This window comes from Rhizobium sp. NPDC090279 (genome assembly GCF_044769665.1).
Classification (GTDB): Bacteria; Pseudomonadota; Alphaproteobacteria; order Rhizobiales; family Rhizobiaceae; genus Rhizobium.
The window spans coordinates 587992-613932 of the sequence record NZ_JBIVYI010000001.1 but is presented as its reverse complement, the minus strand read 5'-3'; the positions used below and the strand labels follow the sequence as shown (position 1 = coordinate 613932).

26 protein-coding genes are annotated in these 25941 nt (G+C 60.9%); 6 read left to right on the top strand and 20 right to left on the bottom strand.

Translation table 11 applies throughout. The features are described from left to right. Positions 1–4: 4 nt before the first annotated feature. The 3 genes from ACIQWP_RS02795 to ACIQWP_RS02785 form a co-directional block, all read right to left on the bottom strand. A complete protein-coding gene (locus tag ACIQWP_RS02795) occupies positions 5–3400 on the bottom strand; it encodes an acyl-[ACP]--phospholipid O-acyltransferase (protein ID WP_402781994.1) in 3396 nt (1131 codons plus the stop codon). Between the two features lie 90 nt (positions 3401–3490). After that, positions 3491–3772 carry a YiaA/YiaB family inner membrane protein gene (locus tag ACIQWP_RS02790; RefSeq protein WP_034506376.1) on the bottom strand — a complete coding sequence of 94 codons (282 nt, stop codon included), beginning with the start codon at positions 3770–3772 and terminating at the stop codon, positions 3491–3493. A 37-nt stretch (positions 3773–3809) separates the two neighbouring features. Continuing rightward, on the bottom strand, positions 3810–4499 hold the full coding sequence (locus tag ACIQWP_RS02785) for a PspA/IM30 family protein (protein ID WP_402781986.1): 690 nt from the start codon (positions 4497–4499) through the stop codon (positions 3810–3812). 111 nt (positions 4500–4610) lie between these two features. Here ACIQWP_RS02785 and ACIQWP_RS02780 point away from each other — a divergent pair, with 111 nt between their 5' ends. Continuing rightward, positions 4611–5219 carry a TetR/AcrR family transcriptional regulator gene (locus tag ACIQWP_RS02780; RefSeq protein WP_402781983.1) on the top strand — a complete coding sequence of 203 codons (609 nt, stop codon included), beginning with the start codon at positions 4611–4613 and terminating at the stop codon, positions 5217–5219. Between the two features lie 15 nt (positions 5220–5234). Here ACIQWP_RS02780 and ACIQWP_RS02775 read toward each other — a convergent pair whose 3' ends face one another. The 9 genes from ACIQWP_RS02775 to ACIQWP_RS02735 all read right to left on the bottom strand — a co-directional run bounded on the left by ACIQWP_RS02775 (position 5235) and on the right by ACIQWP_RS02735 (position 12299). Beyond that, complete coding sequence (locus ACIQWP_RS02775) at positions 5235–6014, bottom strand: polysaccharide deacetylase family protein (RefSeq protein ID WP_402781980.1); 780 nt, start codon at positions 6012–6014, stop codon at positions 5235–5237. 307 nt (positions 6015–6321) lie between these two features. Then, on the bottom strand, positions 6322–6582 hold the full coding sequence (gene minE / locus ACIQWP_RS02770; protein WP_402781977.1) for a cell division topological specificity factor MinE: 261 nt from the start codon (positions 6580–6582) through the stop codon (positions 6322–6324). Beyond that, a complete protein-coding gene (gene minD, locus ACIQWP_RS02765; protein WP_402781974.1) occupies positions 6579–7394 on the bottom strand; it encodes a septum site-determining protein MinD in 816 nt (271 codons plus the stop codon). Before minD ends, minE begins: the two co-directional genes overlap by 4 nt. 29 nt (positions 7395–7423) lie before the next feature. Next, a complete protein-coding gene (gene minC / locus ACIQWP_RS02760; RefSeq protein ID WP_402781970.1) occupies positions 7424–8155 on the bottom strand; it encodes a septum site-determining protein MinC in 732 nt (243 codons plus the stop codon). Between the two features lie 52 nt (positions 8156–8207). Beyond that, positions 8208–8351, bottom strand: coding sequence for a hypothetical protein (locus tag ACIQWP_RS02755; protein ID WP_402781967.1), 144 nt, complete (start codon positions 8349–8351; stop codon positions 8208–8210). Positions 8352–8470: 119 nt separating this feature from the next. Then, positions 8471–8887 (bottom strand): organic hydroperoxide resistance protein, encoded by a 417-nt coding sequence (locus ACIQWP_RS02750; protein WP_402781964.1) that lies wholly within the window; start codon positions 8885–8887, stop codon positions 8471–8473. A 186-nt stretch (positions 8888–9073) separates the two neighbouring features. Further along, the gene (locus ACIQWP_RS02745) at positions 9074–10396 is read right to left on the bottom strand and encodes a sensor histidine kinase (protein ID WP_402781961.1); all 1323 of its coding nucleotides are present in this window, start codon (positions 10394–10396) and stop codon (positions 9074–9076) included. Continuing rightward, positions 10393–11133 carry a response regulator gene (locus ACIQWP_RS02740; protein ID WP_402781958.1) on the bottom strand — a complete coding sequence of 247 codons (741 nt, stop codon included), beginning with the start codon at positions 11131–11133 and terminating at the stop codon, positions 10393–10395. The genes ACIQWP_RS02745 and ACIQWP_RS02740 overlap by 4 nt, the downstream gene beginning before the upstream one ends. A gap of 113 nt (positions 11134–11246) precedes the next feature. Further along, complete coding sequence (locus ACIQWP_RS02735; protein WP_402781955.1) at positions 11247–12299, bottom strand: alpha/beta fold hydrolase; 1053 nt, start codon at positions 12297–12299, stop codon at positions 11247–11249. A 358-nt stretch (positions 12300–12657) separates the two neighbouring features. Between ACIQWP_RS02735 and ACIQWP_RS02730 the strand changes: the two genes are divergently transcribed. Then, complete coding sequence (locus tag ACIQWP_RS02730; protein ID WP_402781952.1) at positions 12658–14430, top strand: cytochrome c biogenesis protein DipZ; 1773 nt, start codon at positions 12658–12660, stop codon at positions 14428–14430. A gap of 50 nt (positions 14431–14480) precedes the next feature. Next, entirely contained in the window at positions 14481–15239 is a 759-nt protein-coding gene (locus ACIQWP_RS02725; protein ID WP_402781949.1) for an alpha/beta fold hydrolase, read from the top strand. Between the two features lie 44 nt (positions 15240–15283). On the opposite strand, the gene ACIQWP_RS02720 is transcribed toward ACIQWP_RS02725, so the two are convergent. Together ACIQWP_RS02720 and ACIQWP_RS02715 are read right to left on the bottom strand one after the other, a co-directional pair. Continuing rightward, complete coding sequence (locus ACIQWP_RS02720) at positions 15284–15901, bottom strand: O-methyltransferase (protein ID WP_402781946.1); 618 nt, start codon at positions 15899–15901, stop codon at positions 15284–15286. Between the two features lie 121 nt (positions 15902–16022). After that, positions 16023–16919, bottom strand: a complete 897-nt coding sequence (locus ACIQWP_RS02715) for a LysR family transcriptional regulator (protein WP_402781943.1) — start codon at positions 16917–16919, stop codon at positions 16023–16025. A 94-nt stretch (positions 16920–17013) separates the two neighbouring features. On the opposite strand from ACIQWP_RS02715, the gene ACIQWP_RS02710 reads away from it, so the two are divergent. After that, entirely contained in the window at positions 17014–18429 is a 1416-nt protein-coding gene (locus tag ACIQWP_RS02710; RefSeq protein ID WP_402781939.1) for an aldehyde dehydrogenase family protein, read from the top strand. Positions 18430–18599: 170 nt separating this feature from the next. Next, on the top strand, positions 18600–19094 hold the full coding sequence (locus tag ACIQWP_RS02705; protein WP_402781936.1) for a cytochrome b: 495 nt from the start codon (positions 18600–18602) through the stop codon (positions 19092–19094). A 20-nt stretch (positions 19095–19114) separates the two neighbouring features. Here ACIQWP_RS02705 and solA read toward each other — a convergent pair whose 3' ends face one another. The 6 genes from solA to ACIQWP_RS02675 all read right to left on the bottom strand — a co-directional run bounded on the left by solA (position 19115) and on the right by ACIQWP_RS02675 (position 24946). Further along, positions 19115–20263 (bottom strand): N-methyl-L-tryptophan oxidase, encoded by a 1149-nt coding sequence (solA, locus tag ACIQWP_RS02700; protein ID WP_402781933.1) that lies wholly within the window; start codon positions 20261–20263, stop codon positions 19115–19117. A gap of 1 nt (position 20264) precedes the next feature. Further along, the gene (gene hutH, locus ACIQWP_RS02695) at positions 20265–21770 is read right to left on the bottom strand and encodes a histidine ammonia-lyase (RefSeq protein WP_402781930.1); all 1506 of its coding nucleotides are present in this window, start codon (positions 21768–21770) and stop codon (positions 20265–20267) included. Next, on the bottom strand, positions 21767–22543 hold the full coding sequence (locus ACIQWP_RS02690) for an ABC transporter ATP-binding protein (RefSeq protein WP_402781927.1): 777 nt from the start codon (positions 22541–22543) through the stop codon (positions 21767–21769). The genes hutH and ACIQWP_RS02690 overlap by 4 nt, the downstream gene beginning before the upstream one ends. Before the next feature lie 22 nt (positions 22544–22565). Continuing rightward, positions 22566–23270 (bottom strand): ABC transporter permease, encoded by a 705-nt coding sequence (locus tag ACIQWP_RS02685; protein WP_402781924.1) that lies wholly within the window; start codon positions 23268–23270, stop codon positions 22566–22568. Positions 23271–23280: 10 nt separating this feature from the next. Further along, positions 23281–24006: an ABC transporter permease gene (locus tag ACIQWP_RS02680; protein WP_402781921.1), complete on the bottom strand. Its 726-nt coding sequence runs from the start codon at positions 24004–24006 to the stop codon at positions 23281–23283. A 100-nt stretch (positions 24007–24106) separates the two neighbouring features. Next, entirely contained in the window at positions 24107–24946 is an 840-nt protein-coding gene (locus ACIQWP_RS02675; RefSeq protein ID WP_402781918.1) for a transporter substrate-binding domain-containing protein, read from the bottom strand. A 193-nt stretch (positions 24947–25139) separates the two neighbouring features. Here ACIQWP_RS02675 and hutC point away from each other — a divergent pair, with 193 nt between their 5' ends. Then, positions 25140–25895 (top strand): histidine utilization repressor, encoded by a 756-nt coding sequence (gene hutC / locus ACIQWP_RS02670; RefSeq protein ID WP_402781915.1) that lies wholly within the window; start codon positions 25140–25142, stop codon positions 25893–25895. Positions 25896–25941: the final 46 nt, after the last annotated feature.

Sequence of the window (25941 nt, the reverse complement as noted above, 5' to 3'; positions counted from 1 at the left end):
AAGTTTACGCCGCCTGTGACTGCGATTGAGCTTCCAGGGCCATGGCACGGGCCGTCACGAAATCGATCTTGCCGGAACCGAGCACCGGCACCTTGCCGACGGTCACTTCGGCGGGGACCATCATTTCGGTGGCACCCTTCGATTTGGCGAGGGCCAGGAAGTCGCTTCTGGTCGCATCCGGCGCGTCGGTCAGAAGCACGAGACGCTCACCCTTCTTGGCGTCAGGCACGGCCGAGACGACGCTGAGAGCGCCGGGCCAGAGCTGCGCGGCAAGCGTTTCCACAGCGGCGAGCGAGATCATCTCGCCGCCGATCTTGGCAAAGCGCTTGGCACGGCCGCGGATCTTGACGAAACCATCCTCATCGATGGTGACGATGTCGCCGGTATCGTGCCAGCCTTCCGGCAGCGGTTCGAGAACACCGGGATTGTCGGCCCGCAGATAGCCGGCCATCACGTTGGCACCGCGGATGACAAGGCGGCCGCCCTCGTCGATGCCGGGAACCGGCTCGAGCTTCCATTCCATGCCCGGCATGATCTTGCCGACTGTTCCCGTGCGGTTGTACATCGGCGTATTCAGCGAGATCACCGGAGCGGCCTCGGTGACGCCATAGCCTTCCAGGATGCGCAGGCCGAACTTCTCCATATAGACCTCGCGTGTCGAGGCCTTTACAGGCTCGGCGCCCGAGAAGATGTAGCGGATCGATCTCAAGTCATAGGGATGGGCGGTGCGGGCATAGCCGTTCAGGAACGTATCAGTGCCGAAAACGATGGTGGCGTTCGAGACATAGATCAGCTCCGGCACGATGCGATAATGCAGCGGCGACGGATAGAGGAAAATCGGCACACCGGAGACCAGCGGCAGGATCGTGCCGGCCGTCAGGCCGAAGGAGTGGAACATCGGCAGGATGTTGAACACCTTGTCGCCCGGATGGAAATCGATGCGCGAGGCCGCCTGGGCCGCGTTCGAGAGGATGTTGCGGTGGGTCAACACCACACCCTTCGGCGAACCTTCGGAACCGGAGGTAAAGAGGATGACGGCCGGATCATCGGCATTACGCTTGACCAGCGGCCGATATTTGCGGAGGAGACCGAAAATCTTGTCGAGGAAGGTGATCTGCGTGCGCAGCTCATCCAGCCAGACGAACGTCACCTGCTTTTCCAGCTCCTCGACCACCGGGCCGAGCTTGGCCTGCGTGATGAAGGCGCGCGAGCTGAGGACGTGCTTGACCTCTGCCGTCCGGCAGGCGGAGAGGATGTTGGCAGCGCCCGCCGTGAAGTTGAGCATGGCCGGCACCTTGCCCGCCGACATGACGCCGAGAACGGTTGCGGCGGTGCCGTTGGCGTTTGGCAGCATGACGCCAAGGGTCTTGTCGGCAGGGAATATCTTCTTGAACTTCGCACCCAGCACGGCAGCACCGGTCAGCAGCTTGGCATAGGACAGCTTGCCGGAGAGCGGGTCCTCCACGGCGAGTTTCTTGCCGCCATATTCATGGGCGCTTTCGATGACGCGACCAAGCACTGTGTTGTCGGTATCTGCCGTGCGGAACATCAGCGACGACATGATCTGATAGAGTGCTGCACCGGCCGCGATACGGCGCTTCCTGCCCTTCAACTCAGCCGGAACGTCGAGCTTCACCGGCTCGAGGATCGTCACCTTGACCTTGGGGAAGAGACGGCGGCGGACATGGCTCGACGTCAGATAGGAGGCGTAGCTCTTTTCCAGGCCGTCGATGCGAACGGGTACGATCATGGCACCGGTCTTGTCGGCCACCATGGCGGCACCGTCATAGACCTTCATCAGCGTCCCGGTGACGGTCAGGCGTCCTTCGGGGAAGATGCCGACCGGGCTGCCGTCCTGGATGACCTTGATGAGCGAGCGCGTCGCCATCGGCTTGGTCGGGTCGAGCGGCAGGAACTTGCACATTTTCAAAAGCGGCCGCACCCACCATTTCTTGGCAAATGCAGTGTCGATGGCAAAGACGGGCTCTTCCTCGGTGATGGCGAGCGCCAGCGCACCGTCGAGCAGGCTCACATGATTGAGCGCGATGATCGGCGCCGGACCTGCCTTGCGAATGTTTTCCAGGCCCTCGACCTCAAGCCGCATGAAGGCGCGGAAAATGATGGAGATGAGATCGCGGAAGGCATTGGTCGGCAGCATCTTCAGCATGAGCCAGGCAATCGCGATGTTGAGCACGGAGATACTGAGGATGATGACCGGGATCGACAAACCCACGGCCTGCAGCACGGCGACAAGGGCGAGGCCAACCGCGATGAAGAGAGCGGAGAGCACATTCGAGGCGCCGATGACGCGGGCGCGGCGATCCTCATTGGCCCAGCTCTGCATGGCGGCGAATGTCGGAACAGCCAAGAAAGCACCGCCGATCGCCATGCCGGCGAGATCGATGGCGACGCGGATGGTCTTCGGCCCCGCGAAGAAACCGAGGATGGTTTCGGCATGGCTGGTCGACTGAAGGCCCCACAGATTCCAGCCGAGATCGAGGCCGAAAAGCGCGATGATCAGCATACCGATCGGTGCCGGTAGCAGAACGATACGACCGGCAGCCATCCATCCGGCGATGGCGGAGCCGATAGCGACGGAGATCGCAAAGATCGCGAGATAGGCGGGCACGACGATTTCCGAACCGCCGAGAATGTCGGTGACCATGATCGGCAGCATCGACATGATGAAGGCGCCAACGAACCAGAACCAGCAGTTCATCAGCGACGCACGCCAGATACGGCTGTTGGCACGGAGTTCGTTGACCAGCCTGTAGCTCGAACGCACGACATTCTTGTCGACGATGAGATCCGGCGCCTTGGAACCGGTCGAGGGGATCATGCGGGCGGAGAACCAGCAAAGGATGGAAAGACCCATCATCATTGGCCCGAAGATCCAGACATTTTCGCCTTCGCGGAAGGCGACGGCCGCGACCATGGTGCCCGTCAGAATGGCGATGAAGGTGCCGCCCTCGATCCAGGCATTGGCCTTGGGAAGATCGCGGTTTGCCAGATGATCCGGCAGGATGCCGTATTTGATCGGCCCGAAGAGCGAGGAAATGACACCGAAGCCGAAGAGGGCAAGCATCAGTATCCAGATCGAGGAGAAGGCTATGCCGACGACCGAGATCGCCGCCACGCCAAGCTCGCAGCGCTTCAAAAGCTCGGCCATCTTGGCCTTGTCGTATTTGTCTGCAAGTTCGCCGGCAACCGCCGACAAGAGCAGGAACGGCACGATGAAGATGCCGCCGGCCAGCGTCACCAGCGCGCCGCCCTCGGCCGCCATCTGCGCGAGGATGACAAAAACCAGAGTCTGTTTGAGAAAATTATCGTTAAAGGCGGTGAGGAACTGCGTCCAGAACAGCGGCGCGAATTTCCTCGATCTCATCAAATGGGTTTGCATCACGTTCCCCTCGTTTAGCGATCAAGACGCCACAGAGTGGTTACGCAAAGGTTGAGCGCGAGCAAAACTCTGCGGCGTCGTTAATGAAGGTTAGTCCTGGCCGTCACGATTGAACTTAACGAGCAGCTTCTCGGTGCGGGCATCCTCGACCTTGCGGATCAGCTTGTCGGCCTCGGAATTATCGCGAACCGTCTTGGTGACGTTGACCGTGGTCTGTACCAGCATCAGGATGCCCATGGCGAGATAGCCTTTGCCCCAGAGATCGATTGGCATCATATAGAGGCCGACGAAGAGCATAAAGGCGGCGGCGGCGAAGGAGACATAGGAAAAGCTGACCCAAGCCTGGGAATGTTTCTGGAAACTGTCGTTCATGATCGTACCCTCTCTAGCATGTTTGGTGTGTTTGGTTTCAGGCTGCTGAATTGATGCGGCTGCGCAGGCGGGCAAGTACATCGTCGGCCGAAGGGCCGAGCGGTGCGCCGAAGCCGGCGTTGGCGAGCTTTTCGACGATGTGTGCCTGCCGGCTCGCGGCGTCCATTTCCTTCATGGCGGAGGCTGCGATCTCGCAGCGGCTCTGGTAGGCCTGCAGACGAGCCAGCGTTTCCTCGGCATCATCAAGTGTTGCGAGACCAGAATTATCGTCGCAGGCGGCATTGAGTTTCTGTGTCTGCTCGGTGGCTCGTGCCAGGCGCTCACCGCGCTGCAATTCCTGCAGCCGTGCTTCCGATGCACGAACCGTTGCCTTGAGCTTGTCGATCGTCTGCGCGAACTGCGCTTGCGCCTTCTCAGACGCATCGCGCTCGGCCTCAAGCTGGGCGATCGCCTCGGCCGCTTCCCGGGCAAGTTCGTCACTGCCCTTCTGAAGCGCTGCAACGGCCCGGCCTTCCAGATCCGCGATGCGGCCGACAATCGCGCCGTGCCGGCTCCTTTCCTGCTCATTCTGTGCGATGGCAATGGCCACCGCCCGCCGCGCCGACTGAATGGCGCCGGCGGCGTCGCGGATCTGCTGCGCTAGCAGAGACACCGCGTTGCGATCGATGAATGCCTGCTCGGCATCGTGGGCACGACCGCGGATGAGCGTCAGAATTGAATTGAACATTTGCCATCTCCCGTTTATGAACGATGTTCATGAAGTGATGTATGCCAGAATCATGAACGGCGTTCAAGAAAAATTTTGAACAGTGTTCAAGAAATCGGATTGGAATTGACAATGGCGAGAAAAACCCTGGAAAAGCGCGAGGATCTGAAGCTGCGGCTGATCGAGGCGGCACGCAATCGCATAGCGGCCGATGGCCTTTCCAACCTGCGGGCCCGCGATATTACACAGGACGTCGGCTGCGCCCTTGGAGGTCTCTACACGGTCTTTACCGATCTCGACGATCTGGTCATCCACGTCAATTCGGCTACGTTGAAGGGGCTCGAGGCCTCCCTGACGCTGACGGAGGTTAGGGATCACACGGCGACGGACCGTCTGCGCAACCTCGCGCGCGGCTATCTCCGTTTCGCAGTCACCCATCGCAATCTGTGGAAAGCGCTCTTCGACCATCGGCCGCCGGATGACCGTCCAAGCCCCGAATGGCATCTGGAAGAGCACATGTTCCTGATGGGCGTCATCGCCGAGCCGCTCGCAGAGCTGCAGCCTGCAATGTCGGAGGCGGCGCGCGCCATCCGCGCGCGAACTTTGTTCGGTGCAGTCCATGGCGTCGTCAGCATCAGTCTGGAAGGGCGGTTCGTCGGCCTGCCGATCGAAACCCTGGAACAGGAACTTGACGATTTCATCCTGACCGTTGCGGCCGGGGCCGCGGCGCGACAGGCCTAGCCGGGTCTACGACGTTTAAGGATTGGAGGGCGCATAATTTCTGATGTCGCCGAAAGCGTAGCCACGATCGCGCAGCTTGCGGATCAGGGACTGCAGGTTTTCGCGCCCGTTGAACTGGTCCTGAAACATCTGATCGTGCATGAGCAGGATCATCTTTCCGCGCTGGGTGAAGCGGCCGTACTGGAAAAGATGGTCAATCTCGTTGACAAGGTGGTCCACGGATTGGACAGGCTTGCCGTCATCGCTATGGACCCACTCGAAATCCCAGCCGTAGATATAGAATCCCGCTTCGGCGACGAGCTCGTAATCGAGCCATTCCCGCTCCCATTGAGCGACGTTGATGGACAGATCCTCTCTCGAAACGGTCGGAAGCCGAAAGACGTCCCTGCCCGGCAGTCGCGCATTCACCATCGGCGTCAGGCCGAGCACCTCGTTGGCATGCAGCATGTCCGCAACGACGGCCTGCGTGTCGGAATAATACCGCCGGTAGCGATTGTTGGCGTGGCTGTAGCTGTGGTTACCCACCGTGACCAATGGCATCGCCTTGGCTTGCGCAAGCAATTCGCGGCCCGCCGGGATGGTCTCCACATGCAGGCCGACCATGAACATGACGGCGGGAACATTTTCCTCGCTCAACACGGAAAGAATGTTGTTAGTTCCCGGCAAAGGGCCATCATCGAATGTCAGATAGATCGTCTTGTCGGCCGCCTGAGCAGAGATGGCGCAAGCGGCGAGAAAGATGCCGGCAAGCAGCCATCTGAAGACAGCATTCCATTGATGTTTCAATCCGCCCAAGCCAGCCGCCTCCCGCATTGTCGCTGCAAACTGGCATATCGCATCGGACAAGAAAAGCGTCGCGGATGCGACAAAAGCAAAGGGCGCTCTACCCATTTCTGGGGAGCGCCCTTGCTTTTTAACCCGGACAGCGAACACCGGCTCGACACAGAAATGTCAGCGCGGCAGGCCATCGATCAGGTGATGGCCCGCAGGTAATAGCGAATCGCACCTTTTGCAAGGGTAAACTTCGAAAAATTTCGAAGTTCCGCCAGGTGGAAGAGCCATGTGGCATCATTCGCACACATGGCCGGCGCCTCAGTAGCCGTCAGGCGGCCTGCAAGGTCGCGTCGCGCGGGATTTCGACGTCGATTTCCAGCATCGAGACATCCTTGTCGCGATCCATCTTCACCTGCACCTTGTCGCGGTCGACCTGGACATGCTTGGCGATGACGGCGAGGATTTCCTCTCTCAGCACGGATACGAGATCCGAGCCCACGGAGGAGCGTTCATGGGCAAGGAGAATCTGCAGGCGCTCGCGCGCCATGGGTGCAGATCTCTGCTTGCGGAACAGTCCGAAAATGCTCATGCGGCCCTCCTTGCGAAGATCTTGCCGAAGATGCCCCGCTTTTCGCCGGGAATGGTGATCGGCACCTGCTCGCCGGCAAGACGGCGTGCGGCTTCGAAATAGGCAAGCGACGGTGCGCAGCGTGCGTCGGCAAGCGTGACTGGCGAACCGAGGTTCGAAGCGCGCAGGACATCCGTGCTTTCCGGAATGATGCCGAGCAGCGGAATGGAGAGGATCTCCAGCACGTCGTCGACCTTCAGCATGTCGCCACGTTCAGCGCGGGCGGCATCAAAGCGGGTCAGCAGGAGGTGCTTTTCCATGCGCTCGCCGCGTTCCGCCTTCAGCGTCTTGGCGTCCAGCAGGCCGATGATGCGATCGGAATCGCGCACCGAGGAGACTTCCGGATTGGTGACGACGACGGCAACGTCGGCATGGCGCATGGCAAGTGTCGCGCCGCGCTCGATGCCGGCCGGGCTGTCGCAAATGACCCAGTCGAAATAGTTCTTGAGCTCGTTGATGACACGCTCGACACCCTCGGGCGTCAGATTGTCCTTGTCGCGCGTTTGCGAGGCCGGCAGGAGGAAGAGCGTCTCCAGCCGCTTGTCGCGGATCAGGGCCTGCGGCAGCTTGGCGTCGCCATGAATGACATTGACGAGGTCGTAGACGACGCGGCGTTCCGCACCCATGACCAGATCGAGATTGCGCAGGCCAACGTCGAAATCGACCACGACGACCTTTTCGTTTCTCTGTGCCAGAGCCGCCCCCAATGCGGCCGTCGAAGTCGTCTTCCCAACTCCGCCCTTGCCTGATGTGACGACGATTACCTTGCCCATCTTGCTCTCCTGTTTTGGCCGGCTTCGGCTCAGATTAGTTTTTCGGCCATGATCGTTTCACCATCCAGCCAGAGCTGAACGGCTTGCCCCCTGAGGCCCGGTGATACGTCTTCCGCCATCTTATAAATTCCATCGATCGCCAGCAGCTCGGCCTCGAGCTTGCGGCAAAAGATTCGCGACGATGCATTGCCGATCGATCCGGCCATGGCGCGGCCGCGAAGCGCGCCGTAGATATGAATGGACCCGCCCGCGATGACTTCCGCACCCGATGCCACCGAACCGATGACGGTAACATCGCCTTCCGGAAAGATCACCGACTGGCCGGAGCGCACCGGCTCGCGGATGATCAGCGACTGCGTCACCGGCCGGATTTCCGGCACCACCGGCTTCGGTTCGCTGTTGCGCAGTTCCACGACCGGCTCGGCCTCGGAGACTTCGAAATCGGCGGCCGGACGCCCGCCTTTCAGTATCGGCGGCATGCCAGGCCCTGATATAGACGGGCGACCGCCCTCGATGCCCATGATGCTGACGTTGCGGGCCGAAAGCTCTGATATCAGCTCCTTGAGCTGCGCCTTGTCGATCGGCAGGTCGGTGATGTCGAGCACGACCGGCCGCCCCAGAAAGAAGCCGGCCGAACGGGCTGCGAGGTCGTCAAGCCTGGTCAACCACTGATCCAGCGGAAGATCCGGCGAAAGCATGACCGCAAGAAAGGAGCGGCCCTTGATACGGATCGAGCGAGCGTCTGTTAGCACTTTGGTCATCTATGTGAATAAATCGTTGATCCTGTGTACCGCCGACATGGTTAACAAGTCGTTAACGCGAGGCTCCATTCGAGCCCGGACCGCCCCATAAAACAGCGATGCTCGCAAGCGCCGAAGGCTCGTTGGAGCCGGGGTCGTAGACGCATGGAGCGGCGAAAATCGCAACTCCTGCAAGGAGAAGAATGATAACCTTCATGTGACCCTCCGCGCACAAGGCATGACCTGCCCTACCTGAAATCCGATGTGATAAAAATTAACGATTCTGCGCGCCGCACCTTTCCGGCGCGGCGCGCAATGTCGATGCACGGGTGATTCTCAGGCGAGCTTCAGCTCGACATTGATGTTGCCCCGAGTCGCCTTCGAATAGGGGCAGGTCTGGTGGGCTTCTTCGACCAGCGTGCGGGCGAGCTCGGGCTCGATGCCGGGCATGCTGATAGTCAGGCGAGCCTGCAGGAAGTAGGCGCCTTCCGTGGTGCCGAGATCCACTTCGGCATCGACGGCGAGATCGGCCGGAAGCTTGACCTTGCGCTTGCCCGCGGCCAGGCCCATCGCGCCGATGAAGCAGGCCGACCAGCCAGCTGCGAAAAGCTGCTCGGGATTGGTGCCGGCATGGGCACTGCCCGGAGGCGAAAGCTTGACATCCAGCTGGCTGTCATCGCTGCGGGCAGAGCCATCGCGTCCGCCGATGGTGTGAGTCCTAGCGGTATAGAGAACCTTGTCGATCTTGGTCATGGAACACTCCTTTGTTGCGTTGCCCGCTCTGTCGTGATGTGGGGCAACGTCTGTTGACGGAGTTGTTTTTGATGGATCGACGTATCCGACATGTTTCCGGAAAAGCCAGAAATGTCACAAAACGTAGGGTCGAACAGACCGGATACAATGGCTTACAAATTGCCTGAAAATCTTTTGATGGATCGCTCAGGAAATGACGACTTCGGCGGCGAGGCCACCGCCTTCGCGATTGTAAAGCCTGACGGAACCGCCAAGCGTCTGAGCGAGCTGCTGGGCAATCGCCAGCCCAAGTCCGGTGCCGCCGGTGTTGCGGTTGCGCGACTGTTCCAGCCGGAAGAAGGGCTGCATTGCCGCCTCGATCTGATGCTGTGGAATGCCAGGGCCACGGTCGAGCACCGTTATGGCGATCTGACCCGTATCCCTGCGCTCCACGGCGATTTCCGCCGCGCCGGCAAATTTCAGGGCATTGTCGATGAAGTTGGTAAGGATGCGACGCAGCGCATGCGGTTTCGTCGTCGCCGTGCCCTGGATGAGACCAAGGATTTCGACGGATTTGCCGGTGTCCTGATAGTCGTAGCTGATGCTTTCAATGAAGGAGGCAAGATCGATGCGCGCGCTCTTCTCGCCATTGCCATGGGCGCTTCGCGCATAGGCGATCCCATCCTGCACCAGACGCTCGATCTCGCCGAGATCCTGTAAGAGCTTGGTTTTCTCGGGCGAATCGTCGGCGATATCGGCGCGCAGGCGCATGCGGGTGATCGGCGTCTGCAGATCGTGCGAGATGGCGGCAAGAATCTGCACGCGCTCCTCAAGATAATGCGCGATCCGGTCGCGCATGGCGTTGAAGGCCTTGGCGGCATGCGCCACCTCGCTCGGTCCCCGGTCGCTCAATGCCGGGCTTTTCCTGTTGGGATCGAGAGCATCCGCCGCCGCGGCGAATTCGGCGAGTGGCCGGATCGCCTGTCGCACGGCAAACCAGGTACAGAGAATGATCAGCAGCATCTGGACGACGAAGACATAGGGCAGCCATGCCGCGATCGGCATGATCCCCTTCGGCGTGACGTCGATCGTCAGCGGACTGCCATCGCTCAGATTGAGATGCGCCTGCAGCCGCGAGATCGGACCCGGTATCGATTCCATGCGGATGGGAAACCGATGACCGACGGCGTCCTCGATCTTGGCCGCGATTTCTGCGCCATGCACGGAGGTATCGGGCACGCCGGGCAGGCCATTGCCCAGCTCGAAAGTATAGTTGCCGCGACTCAGCCAATCGACAAAATTCGCCCTTTCATCAGCAGGCAGGCGATCAAGCACAGCGATCGAGGTTGCGACGTCGTTCTCCAGCGTGCCAAGCATGACGGCTTTTGCCGACATATAACGCTCGAGGTAGAGCACGCTGAAGGACAGGCCGTAGGCGATCGCCAGCCCGGCCAGCAGGATCAAAAAGATGCGCGAGCGCAAGGTGCTGGGCCACCACGGCCGGCGACCTGACAGGTCGACCATGCTCATGAGCGAAGCTCCGCGATCTCAACCGGAACGGAGAAGACATAGCCTTCGCTGCGAACCGTCTTGATGTACATCGGCTCGCGCGCATCATCCCCCAGACGCTGCCGAAGACGGCTGACAAGCAGGTCGATGGAGCGATCGAAGAGATCGGCGTCGCGGCCCTGCGTCAGGTTCAAGAGCTGGTCACGATTGAGCACCCGCTGCGGGTGGTCGATGAAGACGCGCAGCAGGCGATATTCCGCACCGCTGAGCGTGATCTCCGTACCGTCCTTGTCGAGAAGATGACGCCCGACCGTATCGAGCCGCCAGTCCCCGAAGACCAATAACTGGCCGGCTTCGCTGATCTGCAGGTTGGGCGGCAGCATGCGGGTGCGTCTGAGAACCGCCTTGATACGGGCAAGCAGTTCGCGAGCGGCGAAGGGCTTTGCCAGATAATCGTCCGCGCCCATTTCCAGGCCGAGAATGCGGTCCATTTCATCATCGCGTGCCGTCAGCATGAGGACGGGCGTCGCCTTGTGTTTTCCGGCGCGAAGCTCGCGACACAGCACCAGCCCATCGTCGCCCGGCATCATCACGTCGAGCACGATCAGATCGACCGAATTTGCTTCGAGAAAGCTGCGCATCTGCCGGCCGTCGGCAGCCGTCGTCGCTCGCAAACCGTTCTTTTTCAGATAGCTCGACACCAGCTCACGGATTTCCCGATCGTCATCCACGATCAGGATATGGTCGACATGATCCATTTCGATTTCCCACTCATCATCGTAAGCATCAAGCTACGAACATTCATCCCTTACGGCGCCAGCGGCTAAAGGCGCTAGCTTACGCCGGCGCCTTCCCGCACGCTACCGCCGAACTAGAAACGATCAACATCTATCACAGCCTGGGCGAAAGCCTGCGGGGCTTCCTGGGGCAAGTTATGGCCGATGCCGCCGGTGATGGTGCGGTGCTCGTACTTGCCCGTGAACTTGCCGCGATAGGCTGCAGGCTCCGGATGGGGTGCGCCGTTGGCGTCACCCTCCATCGTGATGGTCGGGATCGAAATAGCCGGGCCGCTGGCCAGCTTCTTTTCAAAGGCATCGAACTTCGCCTCGCCTTCGACCAGACCAAGCCGCCAGCGGTAGTTGTTAATGACGATCTCGACATGGTCGGGATTGTCGAATGCGGCGGCCGAGCGATCGTAAGTCACGTCATCGAACGCCCATTGCGGCGAGGCGGTGTGCCAGATCAGCTTTGCGAAATCGTGGCGATTTTCCTGGTAGCCAAGGCGGCCACGCTCGGTGGCGAAATAGAACTGGTACCACCAGGCAAGCTCTGCCTTTGGCGGTAGCGGCTTGCGGTTGATTTCCTGGCTGCCGATGAGATAGCCGCTGACCGAAACCAGAGCCTTGCAACGCTCGGGCCAGAGTGCCGCCATGATGTCGGCGGTACGGCCGCCCCAATCGTATCCGGCAATGACGGCCTTTTCGATCTTCAGCGCATCAAGGAGGTCGATCATATCAGCGGCAAGCGCTGCCTGCTGGCCATTGCGCGGCGTGTCCTTCGAAAGAAACCGAGTGGTTCCGTAGCCGCGAAGATAGGGAATGATGACCCGGTAGCCGGCACCGGCAAGCAGCGGAGCGACATCGACGAAACTGTATATGTCGTAAGGCCAACCATGCAGCAACAGCACGACCGGGCCATTCGTCGGTCCGGCTTCGGCATAACCGACATTGAGCACACCTGCATTGATCTGCTTCAACGCGTCGAAGGAGGTATGGCTACCGGCCTTGACGGCGGGCAAGGTCGATGCCGAGGCCTTGGTTTCCTCAGCGCCGGCGATGGCAGGTAGGCCGAACTCGGCGGCTGCGACAGCGATAGCGGCAATGCCAAAGAAGCGGCGGCGGTTGTGATTGATTTCGTCGGACATCTGTCCCTCCTGTCGATTGGATTGTGAGGCTGAAAAAACCAGCCGCATGTATCGCCGATGTGTCGCAGGCGGCAGCCTTTTGAATGCGTATGTAGCTTCAGACCGCACAGATACAGTCTGATACAATCCGCGTCCTTTGATCGGCCAGGTCCGGCAGCGCCTGACGCGCCGGCGAAATCACGCCCGCATCGTCCAATTTGTATCGCAGTGTATCGAAGCCGAGGGCACTGACGTTTCGGTACATTCTCCCATCCAGCCGGACACATTCGGGATACGTCGCCAACGACAGATGGCGTCACTGCTGAACACGGCACGTCGCCGTTAGCAGCCGGTCAATCGCTTCTAAAGGAACAAGACGATGACGCTTCTCATCATTGCCTATCTCGGCGGTGCGCTGACGATCCTCAGTCCGTGCATCCTGCCCATCCTACCCTTCGTCTTTGCCCGCGCCGGACAGCCCTTCGTCAAGAGCACGCTGCCCATGCTTGCCGGCATGGCACTTACCTTTGCCCTTGTCGCGACGCTGGCCGCGGTTGGCGGCGCCTGGGCGATCCGCGCCAATGAATACGGTCGACTCGCGGCAATCGTCCTCCTTGGACTCTTCGGCCTGAGCCTGATTTCACCACGCATAGCAACCGCGCTTTCGCGGCCAGCCGTCGATCTCGGCAACAATCTGCTGAATGCCGCCGGGGCTCAGCGCGCAACTGCAAGCGTCCGAAGCTCCTTCGTGCTCGGCATTGCGACCGGCCTGCTCTGGGCGCCCTGCGCCGGCCCGATCCTCGGTCTGGTCCTCACCGGCGCGGCCCTGAAGGGTGCCAATCTGCAGACGACATTTCTGTTGCTTGCCTATGGTGCCGGCGCCGCCACTTCGCTTGCAGTTGCACTACTCGCCGGCGGCAGGATCTTTGCCCGCATGAAGCAGTCCCTCGGTGTCAGCGAACGCATCCGTCAGTTCGCGGGAGCGGCTGTTCTGGCCGGCATTGCAGCCATCGCGCTTGGCCTCGATACCGGTCTGCTGGCCCGCCTCTCCTATGCGAGCACCGCCTCGTTCGAACAGGCTTTGCTGGAGAAGCTGCACAGCAAGCCTTCGACTCCCGAAACCGAGGTCGCCAGCAATGGCGCCATGAAGGTCGCAACCGACGCGGCCCGCCCCTTCCACAGCGATCTTCCGATCGAAGGCCCTGCCCCTTCGCTCGACGGCGCCGTCACCTGGCTGAACTCGGAGCCGCTCACCACTGCACAGCTTCGCGGCAAGGTCGTGCTCGTCGACTTCTGGACCTATTCCTGCATCAACTGCATCCGCACCATTCCCTATGTTCGTGCCTGGGCGGAAAAGTACAGGGATCAGGGTCTTGTCGTGATCGGCGTCCATGCTCCAGAATTTGCCTTCGAGAAGAATGTCGACAACGTCAAGAAGGCGATTGCCGACTTCCAGATCGGCTACCCGGTTGCGATCGACAACGATTACCGCATCTGGCGCGCCTTCGAGAACAACTACTGGCCGGCCCATTATCTGATCGATGCCAAAGGCCAGGTCCGCTACCAGCATTTCGGCGAAGGCAACTACCGTCAGACTGAGCAGGCGATCCAGGACCTCCTGCGCGAAGCCGGCAGCGACATGGCCCAAAGCGGCCCGGTCGTTCCCGATGCCAAGGGTGCTGAAGCAAGCCCAGACCTTGGCCATATCCGCTCCGGCGAAACCTATGTCGGCTACAGCCAGGCGACGGGTTTCGTCTCTCCCGAAGGCCTGAAGGCAGATACGGCCGCCGACTATTCCGTTGCCAACCCCGGCCTCAACCAATGGGGCCTGGCGGGCACCTGGACGGTCGGTTCGGAGGCAGCTTCGCTCAACAAGGCAGGCGGCGGCATCACTTACCGCTTCAGCGCCCGCGACCTGCACCTGGTGCTCGGCCCTTCCGCTGATGGCAAGCCGATCCGCTTCCAGGTGATCGTGGACGGAAAGGCGCCCGGCGCCAACCACGGCTCCGATGTCGACGCCGACGGTAACGGCACCGTGACCACAACCAAGCTCTACCAGCTCGTCCGCCAGTCTGGCGATGTCAGCGCACGCAACTTCGAGATCCGTTTCCTCGATCCCGGGGTCCAGGCCTACGCCTTCACCTTCGGCTGAAATGCCCTCTTCACCCCACGCATGAACCTCAACTGACAGGAGTTACAACCATGAAGACCCGTTTTCCTTCCATCGCCGCCCTCGGCCTTGCCGCAAGCACTTTTGCCTTTGCCGCACAGGCTGCCGAGATCAAGAATATCGTCATCGTCCATGGCGCCCTTGCCGATGGTTCGGGATGGCGCAAGGCCGCCGACATCCTTGAGAAGGATGGTTTCAACGTCACCGTCGTCCAGCAGCCGATCACCTCGCTTGCCGACGATGTCGCCGCTACCAATCGCGTGCTTGACCTTCAAAGCGGCCCGAGCCTGCTCGTCGGCCACAGCTATGGCGGCATGGTCATCACCGAGGCGGGCAACCGCCCGGATGTCGCCGGCCTCGTTTATGTCGCGGCGTTTCAGCCGGACAAGGGCGAGAGCCTGATCAGCCTCGCGAGCTCCAAGCCGGCAGGCAGCATGAACATCCGCGAAACCAAGGATGGCCAGTATCTCTATCTCGATCCGGCGACATTCGCAGCCGACTTTGCCGCCGACCTGCCGAAAGACGAGGCCGCTTTCCTGGCGAGGTCGCAGGTCTTTGCATCGAAGGCCGCCTTTACCGCCAAAGTCGGCGATCCTGCCTGGAAAGCAAAGAAGAGCTGGGCCGTCGTCGCGACCAATGACCGCTCCATCAATCCGGACCTTGAGCGCGACATGGCAAAGCGCGCCGACAGCGACGTCACCGAAATCAAGGGAAGCCACGCCGTCTTCGCTTCGCAGCCGGAAAAGGTCGCGGCCGTGATCGAAAAAGCAGCCAAGGAAGCCGGCAAGTAAAGCGAACGGGCGGCGGTCCCATGAATGGGGCCGCCGTTTTCCTTTTATGCGGGATCGTAGCGGCTGACTTCGATGCCGGAGCCGACCGGCAACAGAATGGACGTGATCCCCGGCTTGGCGCGAACGGCCTCGCCGTAACGCTTCACGTCCTCATTGCCGGGCATGAACATGTTGTCGGCAACGATGATCGCGCCGGGATTGAGCTTCGGATAGAAGGCTTCCAGGCAGGGAATGTAGAGATCCTTCCACAGGTCGACCAGAACGAAATCGACGCCGCCGGGAAGCGCCTTGATCATCTCGACGGCATCGCCGATCTGGAAATCGATATGCTCCGACAGCCCTGCCTTTTCGGCCATATCCCTGGCAAATTCGGTCTTGTAGGCGTGCAGCTCCATTGAGATGAGCTTGCCGCCGCTTGCGCGCGCGGCTTCGGCAAGCCAGATGCCGGAATAGCCGAAGGAAGTCCCGAGTTCCAGAATGGTAGGCGCCTTGAGGCTTTTCGCCAGAATATTGAGCAGACGACCGGTCTCCGGTCCGACCGCGCGCAGCCGGCGATCCTGACCGCCGTCGCGTCCGCCTGGCGGCATGTCCCTGGGTTTGCTGTGCTCCTCGCGGATAAGCTCATGATAGGCTTCAAGAACGGCTTCGATCTTCTGGTCCATAGCAAACTCACCTTCCCGGCAATGGTCTCGACGATATCTCAGCCAACATGGCTACATCCCGATACAACGCCACTCAAGCGCCAGGGACGTTCCTGTCTGAAACTTAATCTTTCGACGCTGCTCAGCGGGACGCGTTCTGCTCGCGGATCAGCTCGATCAACGCTCGCAACCGCGCCGGCATCTGGCGTCGCTGCGCGAAATACAGGCTGAGCCCGGGATAGGGCGGACTCCAATCTTCCAGCACGGAGATCAGATTGCCTGCGGCTATGTGTTCGATAATGGACGCCTCGCTGATATAGGTAAGCCCCGCTCCGTCGAGCGCAGCGCTCAGCATCAGGTCGGAAGCGTCGAGGATAAGGCTTCCCGGCGCATCGATGAGGATGGACTGGCCGTGGCGTTCGAACTCCCAGCGATAAAGCCTGCCGCTCGCCATACGGGCGCGGATGCAGCGATGCTGCAGGAGATCGCTCGGAACAAGCGGACGCGGCCTGCCGCTGAAATAGGCGGGCGAGCCGACAACGAGCGAGCGCATCGTCGGAACGATGTGGATTGCGACCATATCCGTCGGAACGGCATCGGCGAGACGCACGCCGGCATCGAAACCCTTGCCGATGACATCGACGAGAGCATTGTCGGTGACGATCTCAATCTCGACGTTCGGATAGCGCCGGCCATATTCCAGGATGAGCGGCACCAGAAGCATGCGGGCGGCACCAGGCGCCATGTTGAGGCGAAGCGTGCCCGAGACCGCGTTGGAAGACATGCCGGCATTTTCGATCGCCCTGTCGATCGCTGCCAACGCCGGGGTCAGCTCCGCCACGAAACGTTCGCCGGCATCCGATAGCGTGACACTGCGCGTCGTCCTGTTGAATATCCGCACGGAGAGACGCTCCTCCAAGGCGGCAACAGCATGGCTGAGCGCGGACGAGGACATGCCGAGCTCTCGTGCAGCCGCGCGAAAACCGCCATGGCGCGCAACGGCTGCGATCGCCTCCAGCTCCACCAGGCTTGCCTTCATTGCGCGATTTTCCTTATCAGCCCGTCCAGTTTTGTCCTACTAAACAGAACAGATAGCGCACCTTACCTCATTCGTGAAGAGAAAGGAGACGCTCATGCGTACCATAGACGCCATCTACATCAACGGCAGCTTCGTTCACCCTCATGGCAGGGAGGAAGCGCCGCTTTTCAATCCGGCTACGGAGGAGCAAATCGGCACCGTACGCCTCGGCAACGAGCAGGATGTCGACAAGGCCGTCAGCGCCGCCAAGGCGGCGTTTACCAGCCAGTCGCAAAGCTCGAAAGCCGAGCGCATTGCCATGCTGCACAGCCTGCACGATGCCGTCGCGGCCCGGGCCTCGGACCTAAGCGACGTCATGCGCGAGGAATATGGAGCGCCAGCGCCCTTCGTCGGCTTCTCGGTGCCGCATGCCGCAACCAGTTTTCTTCAAATGGCGAAAACGCTCGAAAACTACGAGTTCCGCCGCCGTATCGGCCATGCAGAGATCGAAATGCGGCCGGCCGGGGTCGCTGCCGCGATCACGCCCTGGAACAGCAATTACGGCTTCATCTGCAACAAGCTTGCGACCGCCATCGCCGCCGGCACAACCATGGTCATCAAGCCCTCCGAAATGAGCGCGATCCAGACGCAGATCCTCACTGAGTGCCTGCACGCGGCCGGCCTGCCGAATGGCGTCTTCAACATCGTCAACGGCTACGGCCATGTGGTGGGTGCGGCTCTCAGCGCCCATCGCGATATCGCCAAGATCAGCTTCACCGGCTCGACGGCGACGGGACAGGCGATCCTCCAGGCCGCATCGGCGACCTTGAAGCGCGTGACGCTGGAGCTTGGCGGCAAGAGCCCCAACATCGTTCTGGACGATGCCGATCTCGATGTCGTCATTCCGCAGGTGCTGGGAGCAGGCTTTGCCAACAGCGGCCAGGCGTGCATCGCCGGCACCCGTATTCTCGCACCGGAAAGCCGTCTTGCTGAAATACACGACAAATTAGGGAAAGCCGTTGCCGCGCTCAAGGTCGGCGATGCGATCGACCCCGCCGTCAGCATCGGCCCGATGGTCAGCCAAAAGCAATGGGACCGCGTGCAATCCTATATCCGCCTCGGCCAGGAGGAAGGCGCGCGCCTGATCGTCGGCGGAGGAAGCCGCCCCGAAGGGCTCGATCGCGGCTGGTTCGTGCGCCCGACGATCTTCTCGGGCGTCAACAACGACATGAGGATCGCGCGCGAAGAGATCTTCGGCCCCGTGTTGTGCATCATCCCCTATCGTGATGACGCGCATGCACTCGAGATCGCCAACGACACGGTCTACGGTCTGCAGGCCTATGTCTTTTCTTCGGACGTCTCCAGAGCAAAGCGGATGGCGGAAGGGATCGAAGCTGGTCGCGTCGTCATCAATGGTGCGCCGCATGAACCGCTGGCCCCGTTTGGCGGCTTCAAGCAGTCCGGCATCGGCCGCGAATTCGGCGCTTACGGGCTGGAATCGTTTCTTGAGCCACGCGCCGTGTTGAGCTGATATGATCGCCCCGGAGGATCTTCATAGGGTTGTCCGGGGCATGCCTGCGAACGCCGATGGCGGTTTTGCCGTCCCGGCTGCCAGGCGGCCCGGCACAGTTAACGGCAGCTTTCAGGTTCTCGTTAGAATCATGTTCTACCTTTAGAACAATTCCAATCTAAGGAGAGCCGATGCCTGCCAGATCGACCTATTCCGTTCCGCAACGCATTCTTCACTGGCTTATGGCCATCCTCATCTTCTTCAATCTCTTATTTCCCGATGGCATGAACGCCTGGCGGCGTCTCGTGCGCCACGGGCAGATCCCGACGCCGGCCGACATCTCCAACGCCAATATCCACGCCTATGCCGGGATCGCTATCCTGCTCCTGGCCATCGTGCGCCTTGGCTTGAGATTGGTGTCCGATGTCCCGGCGCTGCCAGACGGTCAGCCTGTGTTTCTGCACTACATTGCAAGCATCACGCATTTCCTGCTCTATGTACTGATCTTCGCAATGCCCCTATCGGGAATAACGGGCTATTATTTCGGCATCGATACAGCCGCCTTTGTCCATGGCGGTCCGATCAAGACGCTGCTTTGGATTGTCGTCGTGCTGCACATATTTGGAGCGCTTGTTCAGCACTTCTATTTCAAATCGGATGTCCTTAGACGTATGACAATGGGCTAGACAGTCTGCAAGATTGGCGGCTAAGCCGCTTGGCCGCCAAAATGCTTCTCGAACGAGAATAGGGCGGTGGGCAATGCGCTGCCGCCTTCAAGCGCCAGATCGGCGAGAATCTCGCCGACAACGCTCGTAAATTTGAAGCCGTGGCCGGAACAGGCCGAGGACACGACGACATTTGGCAGTCCGGGCACAGCGTCGATGAGAAAATCTTCGCTCGGCAGCATGGTATAGCGGCAGGTCGTCGCCCGTACGCGAAACGACGCTGCATCCGGCAGACGCTTGCGGGCAAAGCTGTCGAGCAGATCGGTATCGGTGTCATTGACCGGCGGATTGGACACCGTCGGGTCGATCGGCTCCCTGAAATGCGCGTGGCGGCCGATCTTCACGCCGTCGGCGCCGATCGCCGGGAAGCCGAAATAGGAGCCTTCGGCCCCTTCATCCCGCAGGAAGCAGGGCATGCGCTGTGGTTCGGCAACGAACCCATCCTTCGGCTGATACCAGGCGACCACCTGCCGGATCGGCTGGGCATGCGCCTTCAACTGCGGCACCAGCTCGGCGATCCACGCGCCGGTTGCGACGATGACCTTGCGCGCACGATATTTCCCCGTCGTCGAAACGACAGTCACACCCGTATCGTCCGGATCGATCGTGACAACGCGCTCGCCGAAATGCAAAGCCGCCCCATCTTCCGCGGCAAGCTTCAGATAGCCCATGATCGCCGCTTCCGGGCGCACATAGCCGCCCTGCGGATCAAGCAGGCCGACCTCGCCTTCCTCAAGCGCGAACGCCGGAAAACGGCGCTTCATGGCATCGCGATCGAGCATCTCGTGCGGCAGCCCGTGCATGTCGCAGGATGCGCGCGTGCCACTGACGATCTTGCTGTCGGGCGCGCCGATCTGCAGGACACCCGTGACGGTCAGGATTTCGGCGCGCAGTCTTGCCTCCAGCGTACGCCAATTGTGATAGGCCCGCTTCAGCAGGGGAACATAGGAGGGGTCTTCGAAATAGCCGAGGCGAATGAGGCGGCTGTCGCCATGCGAGGAGCTGAGGGCATGGGCGGGGAAATGCGCCTCGATCCCGATCGCCTTTGCGCCCCGCGCCGCAGCGAAAGACAGGGCCGCACCTCCCATCGCACCGAGGCCGATGACGGCAACGTCGAATTCCGCGGACATGTTACGCTCCAGTCTCAATTTCGGCAGGCGGCGCGACCTTGGCGATCATGGCCCGCAAGGCTTCGATATCCGCATTCAATGGGCGGTCGTCTCCATAAAGAGGAACGCGCGAGCGGACAGCGGCGTAGACACGCTCCGTTCCCGGCGCCCGCGCACCCTGGGAGACGAGAAAGTCGTGCGCCTGCGCCGCTGCCATCAGCTCGATCGCCAGGATGTATTCGGCATTGTCGATGATCGCGAGCAGCTTGTTGGCAGCAGCGGTCGGATGGGCCAGAAAATCCTCCTGAAGGCCGGAGGTCAGGCCGCCATCGAGGGAGGCGGGAGCGGCCAAGCGCCTGTTGTCGTTGCTTAGCGCCGCAGCGGTGTACTGCGCGATCATGAAGCCGGAATGGCTGCCGGCATCGCTCGCCAGGAACGGCGGCAGACCGCTGACCAGCGGGTTGACGAGGCGATCCATGCGCCGCTCGCTCATGGCTGCTATCTGGGCAATCGCAATCGCCAGACCATCTGCTGCCTGGCCGAGAGCCGGAGCGACCGCATGGGCTTCGGAGGAGACGAACGGCTGCTCCGGCGTGCCCGATACGGCAGGATTGTCCGTCACCGAAGCAAGCTCCTGATCGACGATGCGAGCCGTCTGTACGAAGACATCCCAAGCGGCGCCATGGGCATGAGGGACAGACCTCAAGCTCAACGCATCCTGCGTCCGCCGACCGAGCGCGGCAGCGACGAGGCCACTGCCATCCAGTCTGTTGCGCAATCTGCGTCCGACCTTGGCGATGCCTGCCGATGGACGCAGCGCCAGCACGTTCTCATCGAAAGCCGCGACCTGGCAGCCGGCGGCCTCGAGCGTCAGGGCGGCGATGGCGTCGGCCCAATCAAGCAGATGTTCGGCGCGGGAAACTGCAAGGGCTGACAATCCGGTGGCGCAGGCTGTGCCGTTGACGAGGCTCAAGCCCTCCTTGGCACCGAGAACCAATGGGCTCAAACCGATCGCCGCGAGCGCCTCAGCGCCGCTCATGGATATGCCCTTCACGACAGCCCTGCCCTCGCCGATCAAGACGAGAGCGGTGTGGGCATTGTGCGTGAGATAGCCGGCCGATCCCTTCGAGGGGACTTCCGGAATGCAATCGTGCTCGATAAATGCGGCCAAGTGCCCGATGATCTCCGGCCGCACGCCGGAATGGCCATGGGCGAAATTGGCAATTTGCGCCGCAACGATCGAACGCACCTCGCGCGCCGGCAGCAAAGGACCGACGCCGCAGGCATGGCTGAGGATAATGTTGCGCGACAGCCGGCTCTGCGAGTCTCGATCAACAACCGTGTCGGACAAGGCACCGACGCCAGTGTTGACGCCATAGGCACGCACGCCCGTTTCGACGATACGCTCGACGATGCGGCTTGCCTGCTCGACACGCTTCCATGCCGTATCGGATAGGGTCAGCGGTTCGCCGGCGCCGACACGAGCAACATCGCGCCAGGATAACGGCCTGTCGATAGTGATGGTCATTGTCCGGTTCCGAAATGCCCGATGAACTGGCGGAAAGCCGGTGACGCACCGCCGCCGAACATCTCGTCGGGCGTGCCGGTGCTTTCGACGAGGCCTTCCTTCATGAAGACGACGCGGTTCGAAACGTTGCGGGCAAAACTCATCTCGTGGGTGACGACCAGCATAGTCGTGCCCTCTTCGGCAAGCGAGCGCATGACGCGTAGCACTTCGCCGACAAGCTCGGGATCGAGCGCCGAAGTCGGCTCGTCGAACAGCATGAGCTTCGGCTTCATGGCAAGCGCGCGCGCAATCGCGGCACGCTGCTGCTGACCACCGGAGAGATGGGCGGGATAGGCGTGGCGCTTGTCGGCAATGCCGACCTTCTCGAGAAGCGCTTCGGCCTCGGCGACGCACTCGGCACGCGGGCGCTTCAGGACATGGATCGGCCCCTCGATCACATTCTGCAGGATCGTCATATGGGACCAGAGATTGAAGCTCTGGAAAACCATGCCGAGCTCGGAGCGGATATGATCCACCTGCTTGTGGCTCGCCGGGCGGCTTTTGCCATTCTTGTGGATCATGCGGATCTGTTCGCCATCCACCCAGATCTCGCCATCCGTGGCGATTTCGAGCAAGTTGATGCAGCGAAGGAAGGTCGATTTGCCCGAGCCGGAAGCGCCCAGCAGCGAAATCACATCGCCATCCTGGGCATCGAGCGATATGCCGCGCAGAACTTCATGAGTACCGAAGCTCTTGCGGATGTTGCGGACGGAAAGTCGGGTGACATCTGGCATGATTTGGCTGCTCCTGTACGCTTTAGGCCTTCAGCGCCGGCGGAATGGCGCGGCGATGGCGGGACAAGGAATATTCCAGCAAGGCCATGGCCTGCAGAATGATGAAATTCAGCACGAGATAGATGATCGCCGCACAGAGGAAGACCTCCATGGTGCGATAGGTGTGCGAGATCAGCCGTTGCGCAACGCCTGTCACTTCCCAGACGGTGACCAGACTGGCGAGCGCCGTCGATTTCATCATCAGGACGATTTCGGTCGAATAGGCCGGCAGGGCGTGCCTGAAGGCGATCGGCGCGATGATGCGGCGCACGAGCAGGAGGCGAGACATGCCGATCGAGCGCGCCGCCTCGATCTCTTTGGGCGAAACGGCACGAATGCCGCCACGGAAGATCTCGGCCGTATAGCCGGCCGTGCATAGCGCCAGCGACAGGATCGCGCAGACTACGGGCTCGCGCAGGAAGGGCCAGAGGAACGAATAGCGGATGATGGAAAACTGCGCCAAGCCATAGAAGATCAGGAACATCTGAATCAGCAGCGGCGAACCGCGAAAGACGAAGATGTAGCCTTTGGCAAAGCCCGACAGGATCGGATTGCTGCTGACGCGCAAGGCGACGATGACGAGCGCAAGAATACCGCCCGATACGATCGACAGAGAAAACAGCAGGAGCGTCATCGGCACCGCCTGCAGCAGCGTGATCATGGTGCTCGAGAGGAAGGTGAAATCCATGTGCCGCTCCTCAAGCCTGACCGATTGTCGCAGCTGGCATGCTGCGGTTGGCACGTCGTTCCGCCTTGTTGAAGACGCGGTCCGACAGGCTGGTCAGGATCAGGTAGAGTATCCCGCCGACGATGAAGAAGAGGAAGTACTGCCGCGTGGAGCCGGCCGCGACCTGGCTGGTGCGCATCAGCTCGGCAAGGCCGGTGACCGAGATCAAGGCGGAGTCCTTCAGGCTGAGCTGCCAGACATTACCGAGGCCGGGAATGGCGTAGCGCACGACCTGCGGAATGATGATGCGGCGCAGGCGCAGGCCGGCATGCATGCCGATCGCCGAAGCCGCCTCCAGCTCACCCTTGGAAATGGCAAGATAAGCGCCACGGAAAACCTCGGCTTGATAGGCGCCCGAAATGATGCCGACGGCGAGCGCACCCGCGGCGAAGGAAGGCAGACCGAGAAAGCCCTCATAGCCGAGCCACTGGCCGACCGAGGTGACCGCCGACGAGCCGCCGAAATAGATGAGATAGATGATCAGGAGTTCCGGTACGCCGCGAAAGACGGTCGTGTAGACATTGCCGAGGGTCTTCAAGACCAGGCTGCCGGAAAGCTTTGCCGAGGCGACGATCGCACCCAGCACAGCCCCGATAGCCAATGCCGTCGCCGTGACGGCGAGCGTCATCAAGGTGGCAACGAGCAGCAGCGCGCCCCACCCGTTCGAGCCGAAGCCCAGCAGTTGCAAGCTTGCCATAGATCCAATCCCTGTCCGTGGCAGTTTCAGGCGTCAGGATATCATAGGTCTCCGGCGGCAAAGCCGGAGACCTATGGTAACGGCCCGAAGGCCGCACCGATCATTCCGGGCTGACGTCGACCTTGAACCACTTCATCGACAGGGTCTTGATGGTGCCGTCGGCAAGTGCAGACTTGATCGCCTCATTGAGCTTGTCGCGCAGATCGGTATCGGCCTTGCGGATACCGAGACCTTCGCCCTCGCCCCAGATGGAGCCGGCGATTTCCGGACCGGTGAAGGCGAGCGAGTCATTGGCACTGGCGAAGGCGTTCGCGAAGTAGACCGCATCGTCGAAGCCGAGATCGATACGACCGTTCTGCAGATCGAGGTCGCGATCGGCGCCGGTCTTGTATTCGCGGATCGTGGCGATCGAGCCGAAATTATCGTAGACGAACTTGGCATAGACGGTCGCGGCCTGAATGCCGATCGTCTTGCCCTTGAAGGCTTCCTTCAACACGTCGATTTCTTTGACGCCGGTCTGGCCGGGCGTCATCTTGATCGTGGCTCCGGTGCCGGCAGCATTGGCAAGCGGGCTGTCCTTGGCGGTCGCGAAAGCGGCAGGCGTTGCAGCGTAGGGAATGGTGAAGCCGATGACCTGCTTGCGCTCGTCGGTGATCGAAAGAGCATCCATGATCACATCGAACTTGCCGGCGTTCAGCGCCGGGATCATGCCGTCCCAGTCGGAGGCGACAAGCTTGCAGTCGATCTTGGCGCGTTCGCACAGGACCTTGGCAAGCTCCGGCTCGAAGCCGCCGAGCGTACCGTCGGCATTCGTCATGTTCCACGGGGCGTAAGCACCTTCCAGGGTGATCGTCGCCGTCTTCCAGTCCTTGGCAACAGCCGGAGCCGCAAAAACGGCGGCGGCCATGACGCCTGACAAAAGAATTGCACTGAATTTCATCGTGTAGAGCTCCTCTGAGGTTGAAACAGGCCTTGCAGCACTTCCTACCGATCTTCGCCGGCTTGCCCGCTTTCCCAATTAATTTTTAGGATTGATTGCGAGGTTGTATAGGGTACCATATGAGATAATTTATGATATGCAAGTGGGAAAGTTGATTTCGAGGCAGATTCACTCGGTGCAAAGGGAATAGGCAATGAAGCGTTCCGGCGAGATGAAACGCGAGTTGGCGGAAAATGACACCGCGCCTCTCTATGCCGGCGTCAAGCAGATGATACTCGACCGCATCCACAGTGGCGAGTGGCCGCCCAAATATCGCGTTCCTTCCGAAAACGAATTGGTGGTCGAGCTTGGCGTCAGCAAGATGACAGCCAATCGCGCACTGCGTGAACTGGCCAGCGAGGGCGAGCTCGTCCGCATTCAGGGCGTCGGCTCCTTCGTCGCCGAACGCAAGGGCGCGTCGGCCCTGTTCGAGGTCCGCAACATCGCCGAGGAAATCGCCGAACGTGGCCATTCCCACCAGGCAATCGTGATCGTGCTGGCTCGGGAAGCCGCATCGCCCGATGTTGCCGACGCGCTGGAACTCGACATCGGATCACCGGTTTTTCATTCACTGATCGTGCATAGCGAGAACGGCGTGCCGGTGCAGATCGAGGATCGGCATGTCCACCCGGACGCAGCCCCCGACTATCTGCAGCAGGATTTCACCGACATGACGCCGAACGCCTATCTTTCCGCTGTTGCCCCCTTGAGCGGCTCTGAGCATGTGGTCGAGGCGGTCATGCCGCAGGCCTGGGAATGCAAGCTGCTAACGATCCTGAAGACTGAGCCTTGCCTGACGATCCGCAGGCGTACATGGTCGGGACGCGGCGTCGTTTCCACAGCAAAGCTGGTTTACCCCGGACATCGCTATCGGCTGGAGAGCCAAAGCGGCAAGCCTTCGGACCGATAAGTTGTATATGGAAGGAAAGGGTACCGCCTCGCTGCTGCGGATAGTG

Bases quoted from the DNA above. Each gene is read 5' to 3' on its own strand.
- ACIQWP_RS02795 (WP_402781994.1), bottom strand. From the start codon at position 3,400: ATGCAAACCCATTTGATGAGATCGAGGAAATTCGCGCCGCTGTTCTGG.
- ACIQWP_RS02790 (WP_034506376.1), bottom strand. From the start codon at position 3,772: ATGAACGACAGTTTCCAGAAACATTCCCAGGCTTGGGTCAGCTTTTCC.
- ACIQWP_RS02785 (WP_402781986.1), bottom strand. From the start codon at position 4,499: ATGTTCAATTCAATTCTGACGCTCATCCGCGGTCGTGCCCACGATGCC.
- ACIQWP_RS02780 (WP_402781983.1), top strand. From the start codon at position 4,611: ATGGCGAGAAAAACCCTGGAAAAGCGCGAGGATCTGAAGCTGCGGCTG.
- minE (WP_402781977.1), bottom strand. From the start codon at position 6,582: ATGAGCATTTTCGGACTGTTCCGCAAGCAGAGATCTGCACCCATGGCG.
- minD (WP_402781974.1), bottom strand. From the start codon at position 7,394: ATGGGCAAGGTAATCGTCGTCACATCAGGCAAGGGCGGAGTTGGGAAG.
- minC (WP_402781970.1), bottom strand. From the start codon at position 8,155: ATGACCAAAGTGCTAACAGACGCTCGCTCGATCCGTATCAAGGGCCGC.
- ACIQWP_RS02755 (WP_402781967.1), bottom strand. From the start codon at position 8,351: ATGAAGGTTATCATTCTTCTCCTTGCAGGAGTTGCGATTTTCGCCGCT.
- ACIQWP_RS02750 (WP_402781964.1), bottom strand. From the start codon at position 8,887: ATGACCAAGATCGACAAGGTTCTCTATACCGCTAGGACTCACACCATC.
- ACIQWP_RS02745 (WP_402781961.1), bottom strand. From the start codon at position 10,396: ATGAGCATGGTCGACCTGTCAGGTCGCCGGCCGTGGTGGCCCAGCACC.
- ACIQWP_RS02740 (WP_402781958.1), bottom strand. From the start codon at position 11,133: ATGGATCATGTCGACCATATCCTGATCGTGGATGACGATCGGGAAATC.
- ACIQWP_RS02735 (WP_402781955.1), bottom strand. From the start codon at position 12,299: ATGTCCGACGAAATCAATCACAACCGCCGCCGCTTCTTTGGCATTGCC.
- ACIQWP_RS02730 (WP_402781952.1), top strand. From the start codon at position 12,658: ATGACGCTTCTCATCATTGCCTATCTCGGCGGTGCGCTGACGATCCTC.
- ACIQWP_RS02725 (WP_402781949.1), top strand. From the start codon at position 14,481: ATGAAGACCCGTTTTCCTTCCATCGCCGCCCTCGGCCTTGCCGCAAGC.
- ACIQWP_RS02720 (WP_402781946.1), bottom strand. From the start codon at position 15,901: ATGGACCAGAAGATCGAAGCCGTTCTTGAAGCCTATCATGAGCTTATC.
- ACIQWP_RS02715 (WP_402781943.1), bottom strand. From the start codon at position 16,919: ATGAAGGCAAGCCTGGTGGAGCTGGAGGCGATCGCAGCCGTTGCGCGC.
- ACIQWP_RS02710 (WP_402781939.1), top strand. From the start codon at position 17,014: ATGCGTACCATAGACGCCATCTACATCAACGGCAGCTTCGTTCACCCT.
- ACIQWP_RS02705 (WP_402781936.1), top strand. From the start codon at position 18,600: ATGCCTGCCAGATCGACCTATTCCGTTCCGCAACGCATTCTTCACTGG.
- solA (WP_402781933.1), bottom strand. From the start codon at position 20,263: ATGTCCGCGGAATTCGACGTTGCCGTCATCGGCCTCGGTGCGATGGGA.
- hutH (WP_402781930.1), bottom strand. From the start codon at position 21,770: ATGACCATCACTATCGACAGGCCGTTATCCTGGCGCGATGTTGCTCGT.
- ACIQWP_RS02690 (WP_402781927.1), bottom strand. From the start codon at position 22,543: ATGCCAGATGTCACCCGACTTTCCGTCCGCAACATCCGCAAGAGCTTC.
- ACIQWP_RS02685 (WP_402781924.1), bottom strand. From the start codon at position 23,270: ATGGATTTCACCTTCCTCTCGAGCACCATGATCACGCTGCTGCAGGCG.
- ACIQWP_RS02680 (WP_402781921.1), bottom strand. From the start codon at position 24,006: ATGGCAAGCTTGCAACTGCTGGGCTTCGGCTCGAACGGGTGGGGCGCG.
- ACIQWP_RS02675 (WP_402781918.1), bottom strand. From the start codon at position 24,946: ATGAAATTCAGTGCAATTCTTTTGTCAGGCGTCATGGCCGCCGCCGTT.
- hutC (WP_402781915.1), top strand. From the start codon at position 25,140: ATGAAGCGTTCCGGCGAGATGAAACGCGAGTTGGCGGAAAATGACACC.